Here is a 20,191-nt window from a genome sequence, read left to right on the forward strand (position 1 = left end):
TATCCCGCGCCAGTCCCGACCCGCAAGCCGGACTGGACAGCGCGAACGCCGCCCGGCAGAGCTTGGCCATGACCCAGATTCTCGCCGGACCCGATTGCACCACCATGGCGGAGGTTCGCGCGGGCGTCGACCAGCTCGACCGCGAGCTGGTGGCGCTGCTTGCGCGCCGCTTCGGCTATATGGACGCCGCCGCGCGGATCAAGCCGAGCCGCGACCGCGTGCGCGACGAGGATCGCAAGACCCAGGTCATCGAACAGGCGCGGGCCGAAGCCGAACGGCTGGGCCTGCCCGGCGCCGTGATCGCCGAGATGTGGGACGTTCTGGTCGAAGGGTCGATCGCCTATGAACTGGCGACCTTCGACCGGACGCGGGGGTAAGGCGGCTCCACCTCCGTTCGGCCTGAGCGTAGTCGAAGGCCAAGGGCCATCCCCCGCCAAGCGGTCCCCGTGGCGGAGATCACGGCGTGGCCTTCGACTACGCTCAGCCTGAACGGAGTTTGGACGCGCGGTCTTTACCGCTCGCGCGGGCGGGCCAGCGTCGACAGCACGCCGCGCAGGGTGCGGATTTCCTGGCTCGACCAGCCGGGCTTGGTCAGCAGGGTGCGCAGCGTCCGCTTGGTGGCGGGCGTCCGGTCGGGCGGAAAGAAATAGCCCGCGCCATCGAGCATCTCCTCGAGCTGGCCGATCATGCCGTCCAGCTCGAATTGCGGCGCGACCTCGGGCAGTTCGACCTCGGGCGGCTGGGCCAGCTCGACGCCCTTCGACCATTCATAGGCGATCAGGATCACCGCCTGCGCCAGGTTCAGGCTGCCGAATTCGGGGTTGATCGGCACGGTGACGATCTTGCGCGCGATCGCCACGTCGTCGGTCTCCAGCCCCGATCGCTCGGGCCCGAAAAGGAAGGCCGCCCGGCCGGTCGTGTCGGCATGGATTTCGCGCGCTGCCTCTTCCGGGGTCACGACCGGCTTGGTGACGCCGCGCTTGCGCACGGTGGTGGCATAGACCTGCGCACAGTCGGCGACCGCGTCGGCGACGCTCTCATAGACCTTGGCCTGTTCCAGCACGCTGTCCGCGCCCGAGGCGGCGGGCCCCGCCTGCGGATTGGGCCAGCCGTCGCGCGGGGTGACGAGGCGCATCTCGGCCAGCCCGAAATTGAGCATGGCACGCGCCGCCTTGCCGATATTCTCGCCCAGCTGCGGGCGGACCAGGACGATGACGGGGGGCTGGGATTTGTTCACGTTCACTCTTCCGTTCGCCCTGAGCGAAGTCGAAGGGCACGTTCCGCGCGCGGTATCGCGGCTTCTTTCAGGCGCGTCCAGTCCGATACGACCAAGGCGGCTTTCTTGGTGCGGGACCAGCCTTTGATCTGGCGTTCGGCGGTGAGGGCCTCGTGGCGGGTGGGGAAGTCCTGCGACCATGCCAGCGTTACCGGGCGGCGGCTGTGGGTGTAGCAGGGGATTTCGCCGGATCGGTGCTGGGCGATGCGGTGGTCGAGATTGTCGGTGTGGCCGGTGTAATAGCTGCCGTCGGAGCAGCGGAGGATGTAGCAGTAGAAGGCCATGGCCCGGTTCCCATTTGCCGATCGCCTGATGCTATCGCGACGGCGGCTTGGGGCAAGGGATTCCCTTGGGCTTCGACTTCGCTCAGCCTGAACGGAGTGTGGGGGTTGGGGAGAGGTGCAATTGGGCTTGGCAAAAACAGCCGTTCAGGCTGAGCGAAGTCGAAGCCCACGCCCCGAACCTCACCTCACTCCCCCTTCGGCGCCACTTCCTCAACCGTCCCGGCAAACGCCTCGAAATCCTTGGCCTCACCAAACTCGCGATACACGCTGGCGAAGCGGATATAGGCCACTGAATCCAGGCCCTTCAGCCCTTCCATCACCATCTCGCCGATCCGCTTGGACGATACCTCGCCCTCGCCGCTGGTCTCCAGCTGGCGCTGGATGCCGGACACCAGCTTTTCCACCCGCACCGGGTCGATCGGGCGCTTACGCGTGGCGATGGCGATGGAGCGGAGCAGCTTTTCGCGGTCGAACGGCTCGCGCCGCTCCTCGCTCTTCATCACGGTCAGTTCGCGCAACTGGATGCGCTCGAACGTGGTGAAGCGCGCGCCGCAGCCCTCGCACTGGCGGCGGCGGCGGATCGCCGCCCCATCTTCGGTGGGGCGGCTGTCCTTTACCTGACTGTCTTCATGGCCGCAAAAGGGGCAGCGCATTCAGATCTTCTTCTTGGCCTTGAAATAGGCGTAACCGGCACCCGCCGCCGCGCCGAGGACCGGGCCCACGAACGGCACCGGGATCGCGACCACGGCGCCGAGCGCGCCCCATTTCGCCATGCTCTTGCCGAGGCCGGGGGTCGACTTGATGTCGTTCTGCACCTCGGAAAACTTCTCGTCGAACTTGGCCATGCGTTTACGTCCTTATCCCTGATAGATCGGAAAGCGTGCGCAAAGCTCACGCACACGGGCACGAACGTTCGCCTCGACCTCGGGGTCCCCATGCTCGCCCTTGGCCTTCAGACCGTCGAGCACATCGGCGACCATATGGCCGATCTGCTCGAACTCCGCCGGGCCGAAACCGCGCGTGGTGCCCGCGGGCGAGCCGACGCGGATGCCGCTGGTCTTCATCGGGGGCAGCGGATCGTTGGGGATGCCGTTCTTGTTGCAGGTGATGCCCGCGCGCTCCAGCGCCTCGTCGGCGTCGCGGCCGGTGATGCCCAGCGGGGTCAGGTCGACCAGCGCCAGATGCGTGTCGGTGCCGCCCGCGACCAGGTTCGCGCCGCGCGCCTTCAGCGTCGCCGCCAGCGTGCGGGCATTCTCGACCACCGCCGCGATATAGGTCTTGAACTCGGGCTGGAGCGCCTCGCCGAACGCGACCGCCTTGGCGGCGATGACGTGCATCAGCGGGCCGCCCTGCAGGCCGGGGAAGACCGCCGAATTGATCTTCTTGGCTACGCCCTCGTCATTGGTCATGATCATGCCGCCGCGAGGGCCCCGCAGCGTCTTGTGCGTGGTGGTGGTCACGACATGCGCATGGCCGAACGGGGTCGGGTGCAGACCGCCCGCGACGATGCCCGCAAAGTGCGCCATGTCGACCATGAAGTACGCGCCGACCTCATCCGCGATGGCGCGGAACTTGGCGAAATCGATGACGCGGGGATAGGCCGATCCGCCCGCGATGATGATCTTGGGCTGGCACTCGCGCGCGATGCGGGCGACCTCGTCATAGTCGATCAGGTGCGTCTCGGGGTCGACGCCGTACTGGACCGCGTTGAACCACTTGCCCGACAGCGCCGCCTTGGCGCCGTGGGTCAGGTGGCCACCGGCGTCGAGCGACAGGCCCATGATCGTGTCGCCGGGCTTGGCCAGCGCCAGCATCACCGCGCCGTTCGCCTGCGCGCCCGAATGCGGCTGCACGTTGACGAAGTCGCAGCCGAAGATCTGCTTGGCGCGGTCGATCGCCAGCTGCTCGACCTCGTCCGACGGCGCGCAGCCCTGATAATAGCGCTTGCCCGGATAGCCCTCGGCATATTTGTTGGTGAAGACCGAGCCTTGCGCTTCCATCACCGCCTTGGAGACGATGTTCTCGCTGGCGATCAGCTCGATCTGGGTCTGCTCGCGCTCCAGCTCGTGCGACACACCGGCGAAGACGGCGGGGTCGGCATCGGCCAGGGTGCGGGTGAAGAAGCCGGCGGGCTGGACGTCGTTAAGCGTGCTCATGAGGGCGATATCCTTGGGCGTTCAATTCTGGGCGGATGCGGTGGACAGCATGTCGACGCGGCGCTGATGACGTCCGCCCTCGAACGGGGTGGACAGGAAGGCGGTCAGGCAGGCCTTGGCCATTTCCTCGCCGATGACGCGCGCGCCCATGGCGATGGCGTTGGCGTCGTTATGCTGGCGGGCGAGCGCGGCGGACAGCGGCTCGGAGACGAGCGCGCAGCGGCAGGCGGGATGGCGGTTGGCGGCGATCGAGATGCCGATGCCGGAGCCGCACAGCGCCACGCCGCGCTCGGCGCGACCATCGGCCAAGGCCTCGGCCACCGCATGGCCGAAATCGGGATAATCGACGCTCGCCGTGCCGTCGGTGCCCAGGTCGAGCACCTCATGCCCCTGTTCGCGCAGCCAGTCCGCCAGCACGGTCTTCAACGAGACGGCGGCATGATCGGATGCGATCGCGATGCGCATGGGACGGGCGCTCCTGACGGGGTAGGAATGGAATGAGCGCGCCTTTACGCGCGCACGGGGCGGATGGCTACCCCTTCGCGCAACGGAACGTGCGCCATGGCCAGGGGTTCTGCGCGGCATGACGCGTATCCTGATCCTCGCCGCCCTCGCCACCCTCTCCGCCTGCTCGCGCGAGGCGCCCGACTCGGTCACCAACGGCGCCGCCCCGGCCAGCGGCCCCCAGGCGGCCGCGACGGCGGGACCGGCAGGCGACGGCGCGACCTTCAGCGGCGTGCCCAAGAAGAAGGCACCGGATTATGTCGGCCGCTGGATCGGGGTGGAGGGCATGATCCTGAACGTGAAGCATGCCGCGACGCCCGGCCGCTATCGTCTGGAGATGCAATGGGACCTCGACCACCGAGGCGAGTTCCGGGGCGATGCGGTGGGCGACACCATCGTCTTCGAGCGCAACGGCGTGCGCGAGACGCTGCGCCCGACCAATGGGGATGCGACCGGGCTGAAATATCTGGCGGGAAAAACCGAGTGCCTGACGGTCAAGACGGGCGAAGGCTATTGCAAGACGTAAGGCGGGGCCGAGCCGTTGGCCTCCCCGCCAAATTCCGGCATCCGATAGCCCTATCGCCCCCTGTTCCCCGGCGAAGGCCGGGGCCCAGTTACCACGACCTCGATGGAGCGGACTGGCCAAGCGTGGGAGGCCCAAGCGATGCGTTGGCGCATGCCTCCCACGCATCGCTCTGCGCACCATTGCCTTTGCAGCAACTGGGCCCCGGCCTTCGCCGGGGAACATGGAATGATGGAGAGGCCTTGGGGCGGATCGAATTCACAATCGCGTCTTCTTCTCCTCTCCCCTGGCCAGGGGAGAGGGTTAGCGAAGCTTGCCAGCCTGCTGGCTAGCGCAGCTTGGGTGAGGGGTTGAGCGAGCCCAAAGGCTCGCGCGCTCGCTTCGCAAGCGCCCACCCCTCACCCAGCTCCGACTAAGCCTTTGCTCTCGCAAAGGCCAAGTCTGCGCAACCCTCTCCCCTCTGCGAGGGGCGAGGGAAGGAAAGGCATCGCTGAACGGTGATCGCCCCTAGGCCGCCATCTTCAGTTCGAGGCGCTCCCAGATCTCGACCAGGGCCGACACCAGTTCCGCCATCATCGCCTCGTCATGCGCGGGGCCGGGCGTGAAGCGCAGGCGTTCGGTGCCGCGCGGGACGGTCGGGTAATTGATCGGCTGGACGTACACGCCATATTCGGCGAGCAGGATGTCGCTGATCTTCTTGGCCTTAACCGGGTCGCCGACCATCACCGGCACGATATGCGTCTCGCCCAGCATCACGGGCAGTCCCGCGTCGCGCATCATCGCCTTCAGCCGGGCGGCGGCGGCCTGCTGGCCCTCGCGCTCGACCGAACTTTGCTTCAGGTGGCGGACGCTCGCCAGCACGCCCGCGACCAGTACCGGCGACAGCGAGGTGGTGAAGATGAAACCCGGCGCATAGGACCGGATCACGTCGACGATCATCCGGTCGGCCGCGATATAGCCGCCCATCACGCCGAACGCCTTGCCCAGCGTCCCCTCGATCACGGTCAGCCGGTGCGCGACCCCGTCCCGCTCCGAAATGCCGCCGCCGCGCGCGCCGTACATGCCGACCGCATGGACCTCGTCCAGATAGGTCAGCGCATTATACTTGTCGGCCAGATCACAGATCGCCGCGATCGGGGCGACATCGCCCTCCATCGAATAGACGCTCTCGAACGCGATCAGCTTGGGCACGCCCGGATCGGCCGCCGCCAGCAATTCTTCCAGATGCGCCAGGTCGTTGTGGCGGAAGACCTGCTTCTCGCACCCCGAATTGCGGATGCCCGCGATCATCGAGGCGTGGTTGAGTTCGTCGGAGAAGATCACGCAACCGGGCAGGATCTTGGCGAGCGTGGCCAGCGTCGCCTCGTTCGAGACATAGCCGCTGGTGAACAGCAGCGCGGCTTCCTTGCCGTGCAGGTCGGCGAGTTCGCCTTCCAAATCGACATGATAATGGGTGTTGCCGCCGATATTGCGCGTGCCGCCCGAGCCCGCGCCGACATCGTGCAGCGCCTCCTCCATCGCGGCGATGACCTTGGGATGCTGTCCCATCGCCAGATAGTCGTTGGAGCACCAGACCGTGATCGGCTTGGGTCCGTTATGACCGGCAAAGCAGCGCGCATTGGGGAACATGCCCTTGTTGCGCAGAATGTCGATGAAGACGCGGTAACGTCCCTCGGCGTGCAGGCGGTCGATCGCCTGGGTGAAGACGCGGGAATAATCCACGCGCACGTCCGTACCGTCCATGCTCATGGGTTGGGAATGTAGGACGATGCGGCGGGCGATGCGAGTCGATAACCGCGATGACTGTGATCGATCATGGTGGACATATTGTCCCAGCATCCCCACGGTTCCCGATGCGGATGGCTCGCAAGCCCCGTTCGGGCGGGGCGAGCGATGCTATAGCGCCTCGATCCGCGAAAAGCCGCGCGCCGCCAGCCCCGGTCGCAGGGCGGCCTCGCGCTCGCCCAGATGCGTGAACACCGCCCCCCCCTCTCCCGCCGAGTCGGGCCAGTCCTGCCCCTGGGTCAGAAACGCGATTCGCCGCGCGATTCCCGGCCCGCCGTCGACGAAGCGCACCGGACGCGGCGCCGCCGCCGTCAGTTCGGCCTCGACCAGCGGGAAATGGGTGCAGGCGTTGACGATCACGTCGATCGCCTCGCCCCCCGGCTGGCCGAACAGCCCGTCCAGCACCGCCGCGAAGGATTCGGACGACGGCGTCTCGCCGCGCAGCCGGGCCTCGGCCAGTTCGACCAGCTCGGCCGAGCCGTGCCGGATCACCCGGCAATCGCCCGCGAACCGCGCCGCCAGATCGTCGACATAGGCCTGTCGCACCGTCGCGCGCGTGCCGAGCACGCCGATCACCCGCGTCTCGCTCATCGCCGCCGCCGGCTTGATCGCGGGCACGGTGCCCACCACGGCCACGTCCAGCGCGGCGCGGACCGCGGGCAGCGCGATGGTCGAGGCGGTGTTGCACGCGATGACGATCAGCCTTGGCCGATACCGCTCCGCCAGCCGCCCCAGCAGGGCGGGCACCCGCCCGGCAATCTCCGCCTCGGTCTTTTCGCCATAGGGAAAGCCCGCGCTGTCCGCGACATAGACGAAGGGCGCGGTCGGCAGCAGGGCGCGCGCAGGCCCCGCGATCGACAGTCCGCCGACGCCGGAATCGAAGAACAGGATGGGACGCGCATCGCTCATCCCGCCGTCTTTAAGCGCCCCCCGACGCCGAGGCCAGAGCGGGCCGCGATTGGACAGGCCGGGATCGCTGTTCTATGTCTGTCCCGGAGAACCGGGGGAAGACCATTGCCGACCGACATCATCTGGGGACCGCCGGGCTGGGCCTTGCTGATCGGCTATCTGCTGGGGTCGATTCCCTTCGGCATCATCCTGACCCGGATGGCGGGCGCGGGCGATCTGCGCAGCATCGGATCGGGCAATATCGGCGCGACCAATGTGTTGCGCACCGGCCGCAAGGGGCTGGCCGCCGCGACGCTGATCCTCGACATGTTGAAGGGGGTCGCCGCCGTGCTGCTGGTCCGCCACTGGCTGCCCGGCCAGGAGGTGCTGGCGGCGGCGGCGGCGTTCGTCGGCCATTGCTATCCCGTCTGGCTGAAGTTTCGCGGCGGCAAGGGCGTCGCCACGCTGATGGGCGTCGTCACCGCGCTCTACTGGCCGCTGGGCCTGGTCTATGCGGTGGTCTGGCTGGGCCTGCTCGCCACCGTCCGCATCTCGGCGGTGGCGGGGATGATCGCAGCGATCAGCGCGCCGCTGGCCGCCGCCGTGCTCGGCCGGTTCGACTTGGTCCTGCTGCTGATCGCGCTCGCGCTGATCGTCGTGTGGAAGCACGGGTCGAACATCGAGCGGCTGCTGGCGGGCACCGAACCGCGCATCGGCAAGACGCGTGGCTGACGCCCGGTTCGCGCAGCTCCGGCTGCTGCGGACGCATGGCATCGGTCCCGTCACCTGGCGACAATTGATGGCGCGCTTCGGCGCGGCGGAGGCGGCGCTGGACGCGGTGCCGATGCTCGCCCGGCGCGGCGGCGGCGATGGCCCGCGCATCCCCGATCCCGCGCTGATCGCCCGCGAGATCGAGGCGGTCGCACGGCTCGGCGCGCGGCATGTCCTGCTGGGCGAGGCCGAGTATCCGCCGCTGCTCGCCGAGCTCGACACCGCGCCGCCCGCGCTGATCATGCGCGGCGACATCGGGCTGGCGCATCGCGGCGGGGTGGCGCTGGTCGGCGCGCGCAATGCCTCGGCCGCGTCCTGCCGCTTCGCGCGCGGGCTGGCGCAGGATCTGGCGGCGCAGCATGTACCCGTCACCTCGGGCCTGGCGCGGGGGATCGACACCGCGGCGCATCTCGGCGCGCTGGAGGGCGGCACGATCGGCGTCATCGCCAGCGGCATCGACATCGCCTTTCCCCCCGAAAATGCCCGGTTGCAGGAAGAGGTGGCGACGCGCGGCCTGCTGATCGCCGAGCAGCCGCCGGGCACCCAGCCGCTGGCCCGCCATTTCCCCTCGCGCAACCGGATCATCGCAGGACTCGCGCAAGGGACCGTGGTGGTCGAGGCCGCACCGCGTTCGGGCTCGCTCATCACCGCGCGGCTGGCGGGCGAGGCGGGGCGCGAGGTGATGGCGGTGCCCGGCCATCCGGCGGACCCGCGCGCGCAAGGCTGCAACATGCTGATCCGCGAGGGCGCGACGCTGATCCAGTCGGCGGGGGACATTCTCGAACAGATCCGCCCCATCGACCCGCGCATGGTCCGCGCACCCGATAGCGCCTACACCCCGCCGCCGCCGCAGGAGGCGAGCGATGCCGACCGGCGGCGGGTCGGCGACCTGCTCGGCCCGGCGGCGGTGAGCGTGGACGAACTCATCCGCCAGAGCGGCCGCCCGCCCGCCATCGTCCAGACGATCCTGCTGGAACTGGAGCTGGCCGGACGGCTGGAGCGCCATGCGGGCGGCCGGGTGGCGCTGGCATGATCCAGACCGAACGCCTGACCCTGCGTCCCTATGAGGTGGCAGATTTCGACGCCTATGCCGCGATGGTCGCCGATCCCGTCGTGGTCCGTCACGCCGGTCCGCCGATGTCGGGTGAAGAAGCGTGGATGCGGCTGTTGCGCTTCATCGGCTATTGGTCGGTATTCGACCATGGGATGTTTGCGGTGTTCGACCGGGCCAACGGGCAATATCTCGGCGAGACCGGCTTCATGGACTTCCGCCGCGAGGTCGTGCCGAAACTTTCACCCTCTCCACCGGAAGCGGCCTGGGTGTTCACCAGCGCCGCGCATGGCAAGGGCTATGCGTTCGAGGCCGCGACCGCCGCGCATCGCTGGATGGAGCAGCATCATGCGCCCGCCGCGACCCAGTGCATCATCGCGCCGGCCAATCTCGGCTCGATCCGCCTGGCGGAGCGGCTGGGCTATGCTTTGCACGACCGGCCGACCTATCGGGGGGAGGCGCTGCGTTTCGTCCGAGAGCGTTAACGGGGCACCCACACCCGCCCGAACCGCCACCGCCAACGACCCAACCCCGCTTGACGGCCCCCCGCCCCCTCCCCATCCTCGCGTACGCACATAAGGGACGCGTTTCACCACTCATGCAGCTTGTCATCGTCGAATCGCCCGCCAAGGCGAAGACCATCGAGAAATATCTGGGTTCGGACTACCGAGTCCTGGCGAGCTATGGTCACGTCCGCGACCTGCCGCCCAAGGACGGCTCGGTCGATCCCGACCAGAATTTCGCGATGGAGTGGGAGAATTACGCGGACAAGGCGCGCCAGCTCAAGGCGATCGCCGACGAGGCCAAGAAGGCCGACCGCCTGATCCTGGCCACCGACCCTGATCGCGAGGGCGAGGCGATTTCGTGGCATGTGCAGGAGGTGCTGAAGAACCGCAAGGCGCTGCCCGACAAGGTCGAGCGGGTGACCTTCAACGCGATCACCAAGCCCGCCATCCTCCACGCGATGCAGAACCCGCGCGAGCTGGATACCGACCTGATCGACGCGTATCGGGCACGCCGCGCGCTCGACTATCTGGTCGGCTTCACCCTGTCGCCGGTGCTGTGGCGCAAGCTGCCCGGCGCCAAGTCGGCGGGGCGCGTCCAGTCGGTGGCGCTGCGCCTGATCGTCGGGCGCGAGCGCGAGATCGAGGCGTTCAAGCCCCAGGAATATTGGTCGGTGACGGCCGATATGGAGCAGGACGGCACGCCCTTCGTCGCGCGGCTGGTCCAGTGGGAGGGCAAGAAGCTCGACCGCCTGTCGATCGGCACGCAAGGCGACGCGACCCGCGCCAAGGCCGATGTCGAGGCAGGCCGCTTCGCGGTCCAGTCGGTCGAGACCAAGCCCGCGACGCGCAATCCGCCGCCGCCCTTCACCACCTCCACGCTGCAACAGGAGGCCGCGCGCAAGCTGGGCTTCTCGGCCGATCACACCATGCGGATCGCGCAGCAGCTCTACGAGGACGGCGCGATCACCTATATGCGTACCGACGGCGTCCAGATGGACGGGTCGGCCATCTCGGCGGCGCGCAAGGCGGTGGCCGATCGCTATGACGCCTCCTATGTCCCCGACAAGCCGCGCGTCTATCAGTCCAAGGCGAAGAACGCGCAGGAAGCGCACGAGGCGATCCGCCCGACCGACTTCTCGCGCGATCGTGCGGGCTCGGGCGATCATGGCCGTCTCTACGACCTGATCTGGAAGCGCGCGCTGGCGAGCCAGATGGCCTCGGCACGGATGGAGCGGACCACCATCGACATGGCCGACGGCACCGGCCGCCACGTGCTGCGCGCGACCGGCCAGGTCGTGCTCTTCCCCGGCTATCTGGCGCTCTATGAGGAAGGCCAGGACGACAGCCAGGACGAAGAGGCGCGCCGCCTCCCCCGCCTGCGCGAAGGCGATGCGCCCGCCAAGAAGGAGGTCAAGGCCGAACAGCACTTCACCCAGCCGCCGCCGCGCTTCTCCGAGGCGTCGCTGGTCAAGCGGATGGAGGAACTCGGCATCGGGCGGCCGTCCACCTATGCCTCGATCATCAAGACGCTGAAGGACCGCGCGTACGTCCGCGTCGAGAAGAACCGCTTCTTCGCCGAGGAGAGTGGGCGTCTGGTGACGGCGTTCCTCGAACGCTTCTTCGAGAAATATGTCGGCTATGACTATACCGCCGAGCTGGAAGAGGAGCTGGACGACGTGTCCGGCGGCCGCGCCCAGTGGCAGGCGGTGCTCGACGCCTTCTGGCGCGACTTCAAGCCGCGCACGTCCGAAGTCATGGAGCAGCAGCCCTCGGCGATCACCGCCGAGCTGGACCAGTTCCTGGCGCCCTATCTCTTCCCCGAAAAGGCGGACGGGTCGGACCCGCGCCTCTGCCCCAATTGCGGCGAGGGCAGGCTGGCGCTGCGCGGCGGCCGGTTCGGCGCATTCATCGCCTGCTCCAACTATCCCGAGTGCAAATATACCCGTCGCTTCGCGCAGGGCGGCGAAGGCGCGGGCGAGGATTCAGGGCCGGAAACGCTGGGTCAGGATCCCGAGACCGGACTGCCGGTCGAGCGCAAGTCGGGTCGCTTCGGCCCCTATATCCAGCTCGGCGAGGGCAAGGACGCCAAGCGCGCCTCGATCCCCAAGGATGTCGATCTCGATCTGGAATGGGCGCTCAAGCTGCTCAGCCTGCCGCGCACGATCGGCAACCACCCCGAGACGGGCGAGCCGATCACCGCGTCGATCGGGCGCTATGGCCCCTATCTGGCGCATAGCGGTAAATATGCCCGCCTGACCTCGACTGCCGAAGTGTTCGAAACGGGCATGAACGCCGCCGTGGTCAAGCTGGCCGAAGCGGCGGCGGGCGGTGGGCGCGCCGCGCGCGGCACGGCGTCGCGCGAACCGCTGAAGGTGCTGGGCAAGCATCCGCGCACCGAGGCGGAGATCAAGCTGATGGAGGGGCGCTATGGCCCCTATGTCACGGACGGCGAGACGAACGCGACCATCCCCAAGACGGTCGACAAGGACCAGCTGACGCTGGAGGAAGCCGCGCAGCTGATCGACGCGCGGGCGGCGGCGGCTCCGGCCCGCAAGAAACCGGCAAAGAAGGCCGCAGCCAAAACGGGGGCCAAGAAGGCGCCCGCCAAGGCATCGGCCGCAAAGAAGGCGCCTGCCAAAAAGGCGGCAACCAAAAAGACCGAAGCCTGAATCCCACTCGCGCTGCGATGGCCATGAGCGCTCGGCGGGGTATCAGCCTGCCGAGCGGCTTACTGTCGGCCGTGGCTTCAACAAAGCGGCATTTATCACTCGATCTTCAGTGGCAGCACGAAATCGAGCATTCGCCGAACCATCAGACCGACCGAGAGCGCAATGATCCAGACAAAGGACCGTCCTCTCGAATCTTTGACGATCATCCAATGGTCGAGATGAACATATCTCTTCACCATGGTCTCGACGGACATGGCGACGGCGATCGCGACCGCCAAGTGGATCGCCAGCCGCCCAAAGCTGATAATCGTCGGGCCGTCTTTTTCTTGTACCATCGCATTCTCTTGGTACACGACGGTATGGGCAAGTGACCAGCGCCCGGTTCGTCGGGAAAGCTCAAGCCGCACGCATCTGCGGGAGATGGCCGTAGAGCATGGCGCGGGCCTGGCGCTGCGCTTCGGCGATTTCGCGCGCGGTCATGTCTTCGGCCACTTCGGACCGTGCGATCTGCGCGGGCAGGAAGCCCGCGACCGCCGCCAGGTTGAACCATTTGTGCGCTTCGATCAGGTCCAGGCGGGTGCCGCCCGAGCCGGTCGAAAAGGCGACGCCCAGATCGTACATCGCCGCGCCGTCGGTCGCCATCTGGTCGGCGATCCGGCTTTCCATCAGGAACTGCGCGGATTTGCTGCTATTGGCCATATCCATGCCCCTCTTGCGGACACCGTGTCCGCGAGCATGGGTCTATGGCCATAACGGTCACAAATTGGTTAACTCATTAACCGAGTGTGATAGCGATATTGTCGATCAGTCTGGTCGATCCCATGCGTGCCGCCGCGAGCAGGCGGCGGGGGCGGTCGGCGGCGGGATCGGGAGCCAGAGTCTCGGCATCGGCCAGGGCGACATAGTCCACCTCGAACCCGGCGGCGGTCAGCGTGGCGCGGGCATCGGCCAGCACCGTCGCCACCTCCTCGCCCCGCCCGATCGCCCGCGCGGCGACGCCCAGCGCGCGGGGCAGCGCCACCGCCTTGGCCCGCTGTTCCTCGTCGAGATAGATGTTGCGCGACGACAGCGCCAAACCGTCATCGTCGCGCTGGGTCGGCACGCCGACGATATCGATGGGGAAGTCGAGATCGGCGACCATGCGGCGGATCACCGCCAGCTGCTGGAAATCCTTTTCGCCGAAATAGGCGGCGTCGGGGCGGACCTGGTTGAACAGCTTGGCGACGACGGTGGCGACGCCGTCGAAATGGCCGGGACGCGCCTCGCCGTCAAAGCCCTCGCTGACGCCCGCGACATGGATCGTGGTCGCATGCCCCTCCGGATACATGGCCTCGACGCTGGGCATCCAGACGGCATCGCATCCCGCCTCGGTCAGCATGCGCAGGTCGGACGCCTCGCGCCGGGGATAGCGGCCCAGATCCTCGCCCGCGCCGAATTGCCGGGGATTGACGAAGATCGACGCGACCACCTTGGTTCCCGGCCGCTTCGCCGCCTCGATCAGCGCGATATGCCCGGCATGGAGCGCGCCCATGGTCGGCACGAACGCCACGCGCGCCCCCTCGGCCCGCAACGTGCCGAGCGTCGCGGCCAGCGCTTCGCGATCCCGAATGACTTCCACTGATTTTACCCCTCGTTCCCCACGCCGAGGGCTTCTATGAAGGGTGGCAACGGGGATCAATAAGGAAGCGACGAGTTGCCGGAGCGGCTATCTTCAACCCACGTGATTGTTTTTGCCAATGAAAAAGGTGGCACTGGCAAATCGACGACGGCGGTCCATGTCGCCATCGCTTTGGCCGCCAAGGGGGCCCGAGTCGCCTGTCTTGATCTGGATCATCGTCAACGCACGGTCGGCCGGTATCTGGAGAATCGCGCCGAGACGATCCGGCGCACCGGCCATGCCCTGCCCATGCCGGTCCATGCGACCCACACCACCCAGACCGAGGAGGGGTTCGAGGAGCTGTGGTTCGGCCTGTCGCAGGATGCCGACTTCCTGATCGTCGACACGCCGGGCCGCGACGACCATTTCGCGCGGACGGCAGCGGCCCTATCCAACACGCTGGTCACGCCGATGAACGACAGCTTCGTCGATTTCGACCTGATCGGCCAGGTCGATCCGGAGAGTTTCCAGGTCACGCGCCCCAGCTTCTATTCCGAACTGATCTGGGACGCGCGCAAGCAGCGGGCGCGGGCCGACGGCACCACCATCGACTGGGTCGTGCTGCGCAACCGGCTTCAGCATATCGAGGCGCGCAACATGCGCCGCGTGTCGGACGCGCTGACCCAGCTGTCGCGCCGGGTCGGCTTCCGGATCATTCCGGGGCTGGGCGAGCGGGTCATCTATCGCGAGATGTTCCCCAACGGCCTGACCATGATCGACTCCAAGGAATTCGGCGCGATGGGGCTGGGCCATGTCGCCGCGCGGCAGGAACTGCGCGAGATGATGGCCGCGCTCCAGCTGCCCGAGCCGGGCGAAGAGGGCTCCGCGCTGGGCGGCACGACCGAAACCGACGCGGCCGCATGATCGGATACGGGATGCGGACGGCGTGAAATGGCTGATCGCGCTGGCGGTGATCTGGCTGGTGTGGCGCTACATGCCCCGCCCCGCCAGGGCGGCGCGCACGCCCCGCCTGCCGCGTGACGAGGCGGAGGCGCTGGCGATCCTCGACCTGCCGCCGCATGCCGATGCCGAGGCGATCCGCCAGGCGCATCGGCGGCTGGTGAGCCAGGTCCATCCCGATCGCGGTGGATCCGCCGAACTCGCGCGGCGGGTGAACGCCGCGCGCGACCTGTTGCTGGACCGGCGTGGTGGCTGAACGCGCCGCCGCGATCCATCCCAGCGCGTGCCGCGAATATGACGTGCGCGGCACCGTACCCGAGACGCTGGACGAAGCCGCCGCCTATGCGGTCGGGCGCGGCTTTGCCAGCCGGGTGCGGCGCGCGGGCGGCTCCCGCGTCGCGGTCGGGCGCGATGGTAGGCTTAGCTCGCCCGCACTCGAGGCCGCGCTGGTCGAGGGGCTGTGCGAAAGCGGCGTCGATGTCGTCCGGCTGGGGCTGGGCCCCACCCCGATGGTCTATTTCGCCGAAGCGACCCTAGGGGTGGACGGCGCCGTACAGGTAACGGGCAGCCACAATCCCCGCGACGACAATGGCTTCAAGATGGTGCTGCACCACCGCCCGTTTTTCGGCGAGGACGTGCAGGACCTGGCGCGGATGGCACGGACGCGCGACTGGACCACGGGCCAGGGGCAAGTGAGCGAGCACGCCATTCTCGACGCCTATGTCGACCGGCTGATGGCGGGCTATGCCGGGGGTGCCTATCGCATCGGCTGGGACTGTGGCAGCGGCGCGGCGGGCCCGGTCATCGAGAAGCTGGTCCAGCGCCTGCCGGGTGAGCATCACACGCTGTTCACCGATGTGGACGGTCATTTCCCGCATCATCACCCCGATCCGACGGTCGAGAGCAACCTAGACGCGCTGAAGCGACTCGTGGCCGAGAAGTCGCTCGACTTCGGATTCGCTTTCGACGGTGACGGCGACCGGATCGGCGCGATCGACGGGCTGGGCCGCGTGATCTGGGGCGACCAGATCCTGATGCTGCTGGCCGGGCCCGCACTCGCCGAGCATCCCGGCGCGCCGATCGTCGCGGACGTGAAGGCCAGCCAGGCGCTGTTCGACCATATCACGACGCTGGGCGGCCAGCCGGTGATGTGGAAGACCGGGCACAGCCTGATGAAGACCAAGATGGCCGAAACCGCCGCACCGCTGGGGGGCGAGATGTCGGGCCATATGTTCTTCGCGGGCGAATGGTACGGATTCGACGATGCGCATTATGCCGCGATCCGCCTGATCCGCGCGGCGCATCTGGCGGGCCGCTCGATGACCGAGCTGCGCGGGGCGATGCCCGCGATGGTGGATATTCCCGAAACGCGGATCGTCATATCCGAATCGGACAAGTTCGCGATCGTCGACCGGGTGGCGGCGGCGCTGGCCCGTGGCGGGGCCCAGGTCAACGACACGGATGGCGTCCGGGTGCGGACGGCGGATGGCTGGTGGTTGTTGCGGGCGTCCAACACGCAAGCCGCGCTGACCGTGCGGGCCGAGGCCGGGGATGCGGCGGGGCTGGAGCGGGTGCTGGCGGAGCTGGACCATTACCTCGCGATGGAGGGGGTGCGGCGGTAGCGCCGGGCGTAGCCTTCGACTTCGCTCAGGCTGAACGGAGGTTCGGGAAATCGACGTAACGTCCGTCGCTCCGTTCAGCCTGAGCGCAGTCGAAGGCCAAGGGACGCCCCCTCCCGGAGCGCCCCCCCCCACTCCCCGATCAGATGTCCCCGATCATCTCCGACAGCACTTCCAGGCACGACACGCCCAGCTTCGCCGACCGCTCGCCCGACCAGCCATGGACCGCGTCGGGATTGGGATCATGGTCCTTGAACGGCATTTCCAGCGTCACCGACACCGCGCCGAACCGCTCGGCGAGCTGGTTGGTCGACATGGCGAGGTTGGCATTGCCCGCGCTCGCCTTTTCATAGCCCATCTGGGTCTGGAAATCGGGAGTGTGCGCGGCCAGGCGGCGACCGAATTCATAGAATTTGGCGCCATGCTCCTCGGTCCAGCTGGGAATCCCCTCGAACCCGGCGATGAAGTTCGCCGGGATCGCCTCGTCGCCATGGACGTCGATCGCGAAGTCGACGCCGGTCCGGTCCATGCGGTCGCGCACGCACAGCACTTCGGGGCTGCGCTCGGGGGTGGGCGCGTGCCATTCGCGGTTGAGGTTCACCCCCACGGCATTGGTGCGCAGATGCCCGCGCCGCGTGCCGTCCGGATTCATGTTGGGCACGACATGCACGGTCGCCGCCGCCAGCAGCGACTCCGCCGCCGGGCTGGTCAGCCAGTCGAGCGCGCCCTCCATCCACCATTCGGCCATCGATTCGCCCGGATGCTGGCGGGCATAGAGCCACACCTGCTTCGCACCCGAACCGAGGCGGAAATAGTCGATCGGCTGGCCGTCGAGCGTCTGGCCGATCTCCTCATGATGGACGCCGCGCGCAGCGATCCGCGCGACCAGGTCGTGGTGGCGCTCCATCGTATAGGGCTCGAAATAGGCGAACCAGACCAGGTCCGATTCGCCCGTCCACTGCCACTCGATCACCCCGTCGGCATAGCGCGTCGGGGTCATGCGCCAGTCCTGCCGGTCGGTCGAGGCGCGGACATGATAGCCCGGCCAGCCATCGGCAAAGGCCGAGCCTGCGCCGTTCAGGATCCGGAAGGTCAGCGTGCGCCCCTTCACCCCACCGGCCCGGAAATAGAACCACTGGTAGAAGTCCGAATCCCGGTCGTTCACGATCTCCAGGTCGACCCGGTCGCCCTCGATCCCGACAAGGCGGATATTGCCGCCGTCGAAGGCGGCGTTGATGGTCAGCGTCATCGCCTTACTTCACCTCGATGGTGCGGCCCGACTCGCCGGGGAATTTGGTGAACAGCGCATCGGCCAGCTTGGCCGCCTGGGCCTGGGCATCGACCTTCGCCACCGCCTCGATCGGGGCGATGTTGCGCGCGCTGCCTTCCCAGATCGGCGACTGGTCGGCCCGGCGCTTGATCTGGACCGACAGCTCGGTGCCGATGATCTCCTGCGGACGGCTCTTGCCGATCGGGAAGCTGACGCCCCCGCCCAGCCCGACACCGCCGCCACGACCGCCCGAGAAGCTGCCGCCGCCCAGGCCGATCGAGAAGGGCGACGGGCGCGGCGGGCCCAGCCGGTTGGCGCGGGTGAAGGCCACGGTCGCGATATAGTCGGGCTGCGCATCGCCCTGGGGCAGCGTATAGCCGTTGCGGAGCAGCGCGGTTTCGACCGCGGCGGCATAGGTCTTGAACTCGATGCTGGCCGGGCCGGTGTTCGACAGCGGCTCGACCCGGACGGTCCCGCGCGCGATCGGCTCGCCCAGATGATAGCGAATCACCTCGGTCGGCGGCAGGCGCCCACCCGTGGTGGAACAGGCGGCCAGCGTTCCGGCGGCGGCCGCGAGGATCAGGAGCGAGCGGGCTTTCATGAGTGGGGGGCACCTTGAAGATGTTACGGATGGGCAACGCATGACATATGGGGGTTGATCCAGCGGCGGAAGAGGCCGCGTGGCGGATGACCGTCATGTCATGCCCCAACCTTGACTTGGCCGCCCTTTGCCACTAGGCGGCGACGCTTTCCAGATCACCCTCCAGTTCAAAAGAAGCGAATCGATCATGAAGATCCGCAATTCCCTGAAGTCGCTCAAGGATCGCCACCGGGACAACCGCGTGATCCGCCGTCGCGGCCGCACCTATGTCATCAACAAGACCAACCGTCGTTTCAAGGCGCGCCAGGGCTAATCGCTCTTGGGGCTGATCGAACAGGACGAGGCTGGCGGCGTGTCCGCGGCCCGTTCCGATCGGCCGACCGCCGTCATCTTCGACGTCGGTCGCGTACTCTACGACTGGGATCCCCGGATCCTGTATCGGCGCCTGATCGCTGACGATCGGGCGCTCGATGCGTTTGTGCGCGATGTCGTCACGACCGAGTGGCATTTCCAGCATGATGCGGGCCGCGATTTCGCCGACACCTCGGCGGAGCTGATCGCGTTATACCCGCAGCATCGCGACCTGATCGCCGCCTGGGGCCCGCGCTTTGGCGAGAGCATCGGCGATCCGATTCCGGGGATGCACGAACTGGTCGCCGAACTCGATTCGGCGGGCGTCCCGCTGTTCGCGATCACGAACTTCAGCCATGAATTCTGGCCGCCCTTCCGGGCGCGCGAGGCGGCGTTGTTCGATCGATTCCGCGCCATCGTGGTATCGGGCGATGAGAAGCTGGTGAAGCCCGACCCCGCCATCTACGCTCTCGCGCTCGCCCGGTTCGGGCTGGAGCCGGGGCAGGCGGTGTTCATCGACGACAATCGCGCCAATATCGATGCGGCGGCGGCGATGGGAATCCATGCGCTGCATTTCACCGACGAGGCGGCGCTTCGGCCGCAGCTTCGGGCGTTGGGGTTGGTGGCCTAGCCGCACGGCCAGCCCGTGCGCTTCGACTTCGCTCAGCGTGAACGGAACGCAGGAGCAAACTCCGTTCAGCCTGAGCGCAGTCGAAGGCCACGCCCCGATCTCACCGCGCCAGCGACGCCAGCTGCGCCTGATTGGCTTGGCTCGCCTCGGTATCCAGCAGCGCCGGATCGAGATGATCCCCAACCATCTGATCGGTGACGATCACATTGGTCCCCACCGTGGTGATCGAGAACAGTTTCTTGGCGAAGGCGCTGGGCAGCCGGATGCAGCCATGCGAATCGGGAAATCCGGGATTGTTGCCCGCGTGCAGCGCCACGCCGTCCCAGGTCAGCCGCTGCATGAACGGCATCGGCGCCGAATTGTAGAGATTGCTGCGATGCATCTCGCGCTTCTGCAGGATCGGGAAGATGCCGACCGGCGTGTCCTTGCCATCCTTGCCTGTCGACACCGACGCCGCCGCGATCATCGTGTCGCCACGATAGACATAGGCGCGCTGCATCGGCAGGCTGACGACGACCGTCACCGGCTGGACGACCGGATCGACCGCCGCCATTTGCGGGTCGGCCCAGACGAAGCGGTTGGGCGCCAGGGCGGCGGCGGCCTGGGCGATGGTGGCGGTGGCAGGCCCCTCTTCGGCGAAAGCGGGTGCGGCGAAACCCAGAGTGGTCACCCCGAGCAGGGCGGCAAAAGCGAAAGCCTTCATATCCCTTTTCCTTGGCGAGTTCATAATTTCTTAAACACGTCAAGCC

23 protein-coding genes and 1 pseudogene are annotated in these 20,191 nt (G+C 67.6%); 11 read left to right on the top strand and 13 right to left on the bottom strand.

The annotated features are described in order from the left end of the window. Window positions 1-68 precede the first annotated feature (68 nt). Window positions 69-377, top strand: a complete 309-nt coding sequence (locus ACFX59_RS12600) for a chorismate mutase (RefSeq protein ID WP_307102347.1) — start codon at window positions 69-71, stop codon at window positions 375-377. A 134-nt stretch (window positions 378-511) separates the two neighbouring features. Here ACFX59_RS12600 and ACFX59_RS12605 read toward each other — a convergent pair. The 5 genes and pseudogenes from ACFX59_RS12605 to rpiB form a co-directional block, all read right to left on the bottom strand. Then, window positions 512-1,560: pseudogene (locus tag ACFX59_RS12605) on the bottom strand (TrmH family RNA methyltransferase). Window positions 1,561-1,745: 185 nt separating this feature from the next. Further along, on the bottom strand, window positions 1,746-2,213 hold the full coding sequence (gene nrdR / locus ACFX59_RS12610) for a transcriptional regulator NrdR (protein ID WP_387432623.1): 468 nt from the start codon (window positions 2,211-2,213) through the stop codon (window positions 1,746-1,748). Next, window positions 2,214-2,405 (bottom strand): hypothetical protein, encoded by a 192-nt coding sequence (locus ACFX59_RS12615; RefSeq protein WP_309691817.1) that lies wholly within the window; start codon window positions 2,403-2,405, stop codon window positions 2,214-2,216. It abuts the gene before it with no gap. Between the two features lie 12 nt (window positions 2,406-2,417). After that, a complete protein-coding gene (gene glyA / locus ACFX59_RS12620; RefSeq protein ID WP_307102337.1) occupies window positions 2,418-3,716 on the bottom strand; it encodes a serine hydroxymethyltransferase in 1,299 nt (432 codons plus the stop codon). 21 nt (window positions 3,717-3,737) lie between these two features. After that, window positions 3,738-4,181: a ribose 5-phosphate isomerase B gene (rpiB, locus tag ACFX59_RS12625; RefSeq protein ID WP_387432625.1), complete on the bottom strand. Its 444-nt coding sequence runs from the start codon at window positions 4,179-4,181 to the stop codon at window positions 3,738-3,740. Window positions 4,182-4,299: 118 nt separating this feature from the next. Between rpiB and ACFX59_RS12630 the strand changes: the two genes are divergently transcribed. After that, a complete protein-coding gene (locus ACFX59_RS12630) occupies window positions 4,300-4,746 on the top strand; it encodes a hypothetical protein (protein ID WP_387432626.1) in 447 nt (148 codons plus the stop codon). Window positions 4,747-5,250: 504 nt separating this feature from the next. On the opposite strand, the gene hemA is transcribed toward ACFX59_RS12630, so the two are convergent. Both hemA and murI read right to left on the bottom strand, forming a co-directional pair. After that, the gene (gene hemA, locus ACFX59_RS12635) at window positions 5,251-6,492 is read right to left on the bottom strand and encodes a 5-aminolevulinate synthase (RefSeq protein ID WP_387432627.1); all 1,242 of its coding nucleotides are present in this window, start codon (window positions 6,490-6,492) and stop codon (window positions 5,251-5,253) included. A 147-nt stretch (window positions 6,493-6,639) separates the two neighbouring features. Next, window positions 6,640-7,437: a glutamate racemase gene (gene murI, locus ACFX59_RS12640; RefSeq protein WP_387432628.1), complete on the bottom strand. Its 798-nt coding sequence runs from the start codon at window positions 7,435-7,437 to the stop codon at window positions 6,640-6,642. Between the two features lie 105 nt (window positions 7,438-7,542). Here murI and plsY point away from each other — a divergent pair, with 105 nt between their 5' ends. The 4 genes from plsY to topA all read left to right on the top strand — a co-directional run bounded on the left by plsY (window position 7,543) and on the right by topA (window position 12,413). After that, complete coding sequence (plsY, locus tag ACFX59_RS12645; protein ID WP_387432630.1) at window positions 7,543-8,148, top strand: glycerol-3-phosphate 1-O-acyltransferase PlsY; 606 nt, start codon at window positions 7,543-7,545, stop codon at window positions 8,146-8,148. After that, the gene (gene dprA, locus ACFX59_RS12650) at window positions 8,141-9,220 is read left to right on the top strand and encodes a DNA-processing protein DprA (RefSeq protein ID WP_387432632.1); all 1,080 of its coding nucleotides are present in this window, start codon (window positions 8,141-8,143) and stop codon (window positions 9,218-9,220) included. Before plsY ends, dprA begins: the two co-directional genes overlap by 8 nt. Next, complete coding sequence (locus ACFX59_RS12655) at window positions 9,217-9,723, top strand: GNAT family N-acetyltransferase (protein WP_387432633.1); 507 nt, start codon at window positions 9,217-9,219, stop codon at window positions 9,721-9,723. Before dprA ends, ACFX59_RS12655 begins: the two co-directional genes overlap by 4 nt. A 113-nt stretch (window positions 9,724-9,836) precedes the next feature. Next, window positions 9,837-12,413, top strand: coding sequence for a type I DNA topoisomerase (gene topA, locus ACFX59_RS12660; protein WP_387432634.1), 2,577 nt, complete (start codon window positions 9,837-9,839; stop codon window positions 12,411-12,413). A 95-nt stretch (window positions 12,414-12,508) separates the two neighbouring features. Here the strand turns inward: topA and ACFX59_RS12665 are convergent, their stop codons facing one another. The 3 genes from ACFX59_RS12665 to panC all read right to left on the bottom strand — a co-directional run bounded on the left by ACFX59_RS12665 (window position 12,509) and on the right by panC (window position 14,031). Then, a complete protein-coding gene (locus ACFX59_RS12665) occupies window positions 12,509-12,748 on the bottom strand; it encodes a hypothetical protein (RefSeq protein ID WP_387432636.1) in 240 nt (79 codons plus the stop codon). Between the two features lie 61 nt (window positions 12,749-12,809). Further along, window positions 12,810-13,112, bottom strand: coding sequence for a hypothetical protein (locus ACFX59_RS12670; protein WP_309691788.1), 303 nt, complete (start codon window positions 13,110-13,112; stop codon window positions 12,810-12,812). A 76-nt stretch (window positions 13,113-13,188) separates the two neighbouring features. After that, a complete protein-coding gene (gene panC, locus ACFX59_RS12675) occupies window positions 13,189-14,031 on the bottom strand; it encodes a pantoate--beta-alanine ligase (RefSeq protein WP_309699655.1) in 843 nt (280 codons plus the stop codon). 75 nt (window positions 14,032-14,106) lie between these two features. On the opposite strand from panC, the gene ACFX59_RS12680 reads away from it, so the two are divergent. From ACFX59_RS12680 to pgmG, 3 genes are read left to right on the top strand one after another with little or no spacing between them, the layout of a single operon-like run. Beyond that, window positions 14,107-14,934: a division plane positioning ATPase MipZ gene (locus ACFX59_RS12680; protein ID WP_309691783.1), complete on the top strand. Its 828-nt coding sequence runs from the start codon at window positions 14,107-14,109 to the stop codon at window positions 14,932-14,934. Window positions 14,935-14,956: 22 nt separating this feature from the next. Continuing rightward, entirely contained in the window at window positions 14,957-15,226 is a 270-nt protein-coding gene (locus tag ACFX59_RS12685; protein ID WP_307102311.1) for a DnaJ domain-containing protein, read from the top strand. Next, window positions 15,219-16,592, top strand: a complete 1,374-nt coding sequence (pgmG, locus tag ACFX59_RS12690) for a phosphoglucomutase/phosphomannomutase PgmG (RefSeq protein WP_387432637.1) — start codon at window positions 15,219-15,221, stop codon at window positions 16,590-16,592. The genes ACFX59_RS12685 and pgmG overlap by 8 nt, the downstream gene beginning before the upstream one ends. Window positions 16,593-16,731: 139 nt before the next feature. Here the strand turns inward: pgmG and ACFX59_RS12695 are convergent, their stop codons facing one another. Together ACFX59_RS12695 and ACFX59_RS12700 are read right to left on the bottom strand one after the other, a co-directional pair. Further along, entirely contained in the window at window positions 16,732-17,838 is a 1,107-nt protein-coding gene (locus tag ACFX59_RS12695) for a M14-type cytosolic carboxypeptidase (RefSeq protein ID WP_387432638.1), read from the bottom strand. A 4-nt stretch (window positions 17,839-17,842) separates the two neighbouring features. Then, a complete protein-coding gene (locus ACFX59_RS12700) occupies window positions 17,843-18,460 on the bottom strand; it encodes a DUF4136 domain-containing protein (RefSeq protein WP_307102305.1) in 618 nt (205 codons plus the stop codon). Window positions 18,461-18,647: 187 nt separating this feature from the next. On the opposite strand from ACFX59_RS12700, the gene ykgO reads away from it, so the two are divergent. Both ykgO and ACFX59_RS12710 read left to right on the top strand, forming a co-directional pair. Continuing rightward, window positions 18,648-18,773: a type B 50S ribosomal protein L36 gene (ykgO, locus tag ACFX59_RS12705; protein WP_003046794.1), complete on the top strand. Its 126-nt coding sequence runs from the start codon at window positions 18,648-18,650 to the stop codon at window positions 18,771-18,773. Window positions 18,774-18,812: 39 nt separating this feature from the next. Beyond that, window positions 18,813-19,442, top strand: a complete 630-nt coding sequence (locus ACFX59_RS12710) for an HAD family hydrolase (RefSeq protein WP_387432639.1) — start codon at window positions 18,813-18,815, stop codon at window positions 19,440-19,442. A gap of 100 nt (window positions 19,443-19,542) precedes the next feature. Here the strand turns inward: ACFX59_RS12710 and ACFX59_RS12715 are convergent, their stop codons facing one another. Further along, complete coding sequence (locus ACFX59_RS12715) at window positions 19,543-20,145, bottom strand: L,D-transpeptidase family protein (protein WP_387432640.1); 603 nt, start codon at window positions 20,143-20,145, stop codon at window positions 19,543-19,545. Window positions 20,146-20,191 lie beyond the last annotated feature (46 nt).

This window comes from Sphingomonas sp. NCPPB 2930, assembly GCF_042867205.1.
GTDB lineage: Bacteria > Pseudomonadota > Alphaproteobacteria > Sphingomonadales > Sphingomonadaceae > Sphingomonas.

Coding starts and splice junctions, on each gene's coding strand:
- nrdR (WP_387432623.1), bottom strand. CDS start 2,213: ATGCGCTGCCCCTTTTGCGGCCATGAAGACAGTCAGGTAAAGGACAGC.
- ACFX59_RS12665 (WP_387432636.1), bottom strand. CDS start 12,748: ATGGTACAAGAAAAAGACGGCCCGACGATTATCAGCTTTGGGCGGCTG.
- rpiB (WP_387432625.1), bottom strand. CDS start 4,181: ATGCGCATCGCGATCGCATCCGATCATGCCGCCGTCTCGTTGAAGACC.
- ACFX59_RS12655 (WP_387432633.1), top strand. CDS start 9,217: ATGATCCAGACCGAACGCCTGACCCTGCGTCCCTATGAGGTGGCAGAT.
- ACFX59_RS12630 (WP_387432626.1), top strand. CDS start 4,300: ATGACGCGTATCCTGATCCTCGCCGCCCTCGCCACCCTCTCCGCCTGC.
- ACFX59_RS12600 (WP_307102347.1), top strand. CDS start 69: ATGACCCAGATTCTCGCCGGACCCGATTGCACCACCATGGCGGAGGTT.
- ACFX59_RS12695 (WP_387432638.1), bottom strand. CDS start 17,838: ATGACGCTGACCATCAACGCCGCCTTCGACGGCGGCAATATCCGCCTT.
- ACFX59_RS12700 (WP_307102305.1), bottom strand. CDS start 18,460: ATGAAAGCCCGCTCGCTCCTGATCCTCGCGGCCGCCGCCGGAACGCTG.
- ykgO (WP_003046794.1), top strand. CDS start 18,648: ATGAAGATCCGCAATTCCCTGAAGTCGCTCAAGGATCGCCACCGGGAC.
- ACFX59_RS12670 (WP_309691788.1), bottom strand. CDS start 13,112: ATGGCCAATAGCAGCAAATCCGCGCAGTTCCTGATGGAAAGCCGGATC.
- ACFX59_RS12615 (WP_309691817.1), bottom strand. CDS start 2,405: ATGGCCAAGTTCGACGAGAAGTTTTCCGAGGTGCAGAACGACATCAAG.
- topA (WP_387432634.1), top strand. CDS start 9,837: ATGCAGCTTGTCATCGTCGAATCGCCCGCCAAGGCGAAGACCATCGAG.
- ACFX59_RS12715 (WP_387432640.1), bottom strand. CDS start 20,145: ATGAAGGCTTTCGCTTTTGCCGCCCTGCTCGGGGTGACCACTCTGGGT.
- murI (WP_387432628.1), bottom strand. CDS start 7,437: ATGAGCGATGCGCGTCCCATCCTGTTCTTCGATTCCGGCGTCGGCGGA.
- glyA (WP_307102337.1), bottom strand. CDS start 3,716: ATGAGCACGCTTAACGACGTCCAGCCCGCCGGCTTCTTCACCCGCACC.
- hemA (WP_387432627.1), bottom strand. CDS start 6,492: ATGAGCATGGACGGTACGGACGTGCGCGTGGATTATTCCCGCGTCTTC.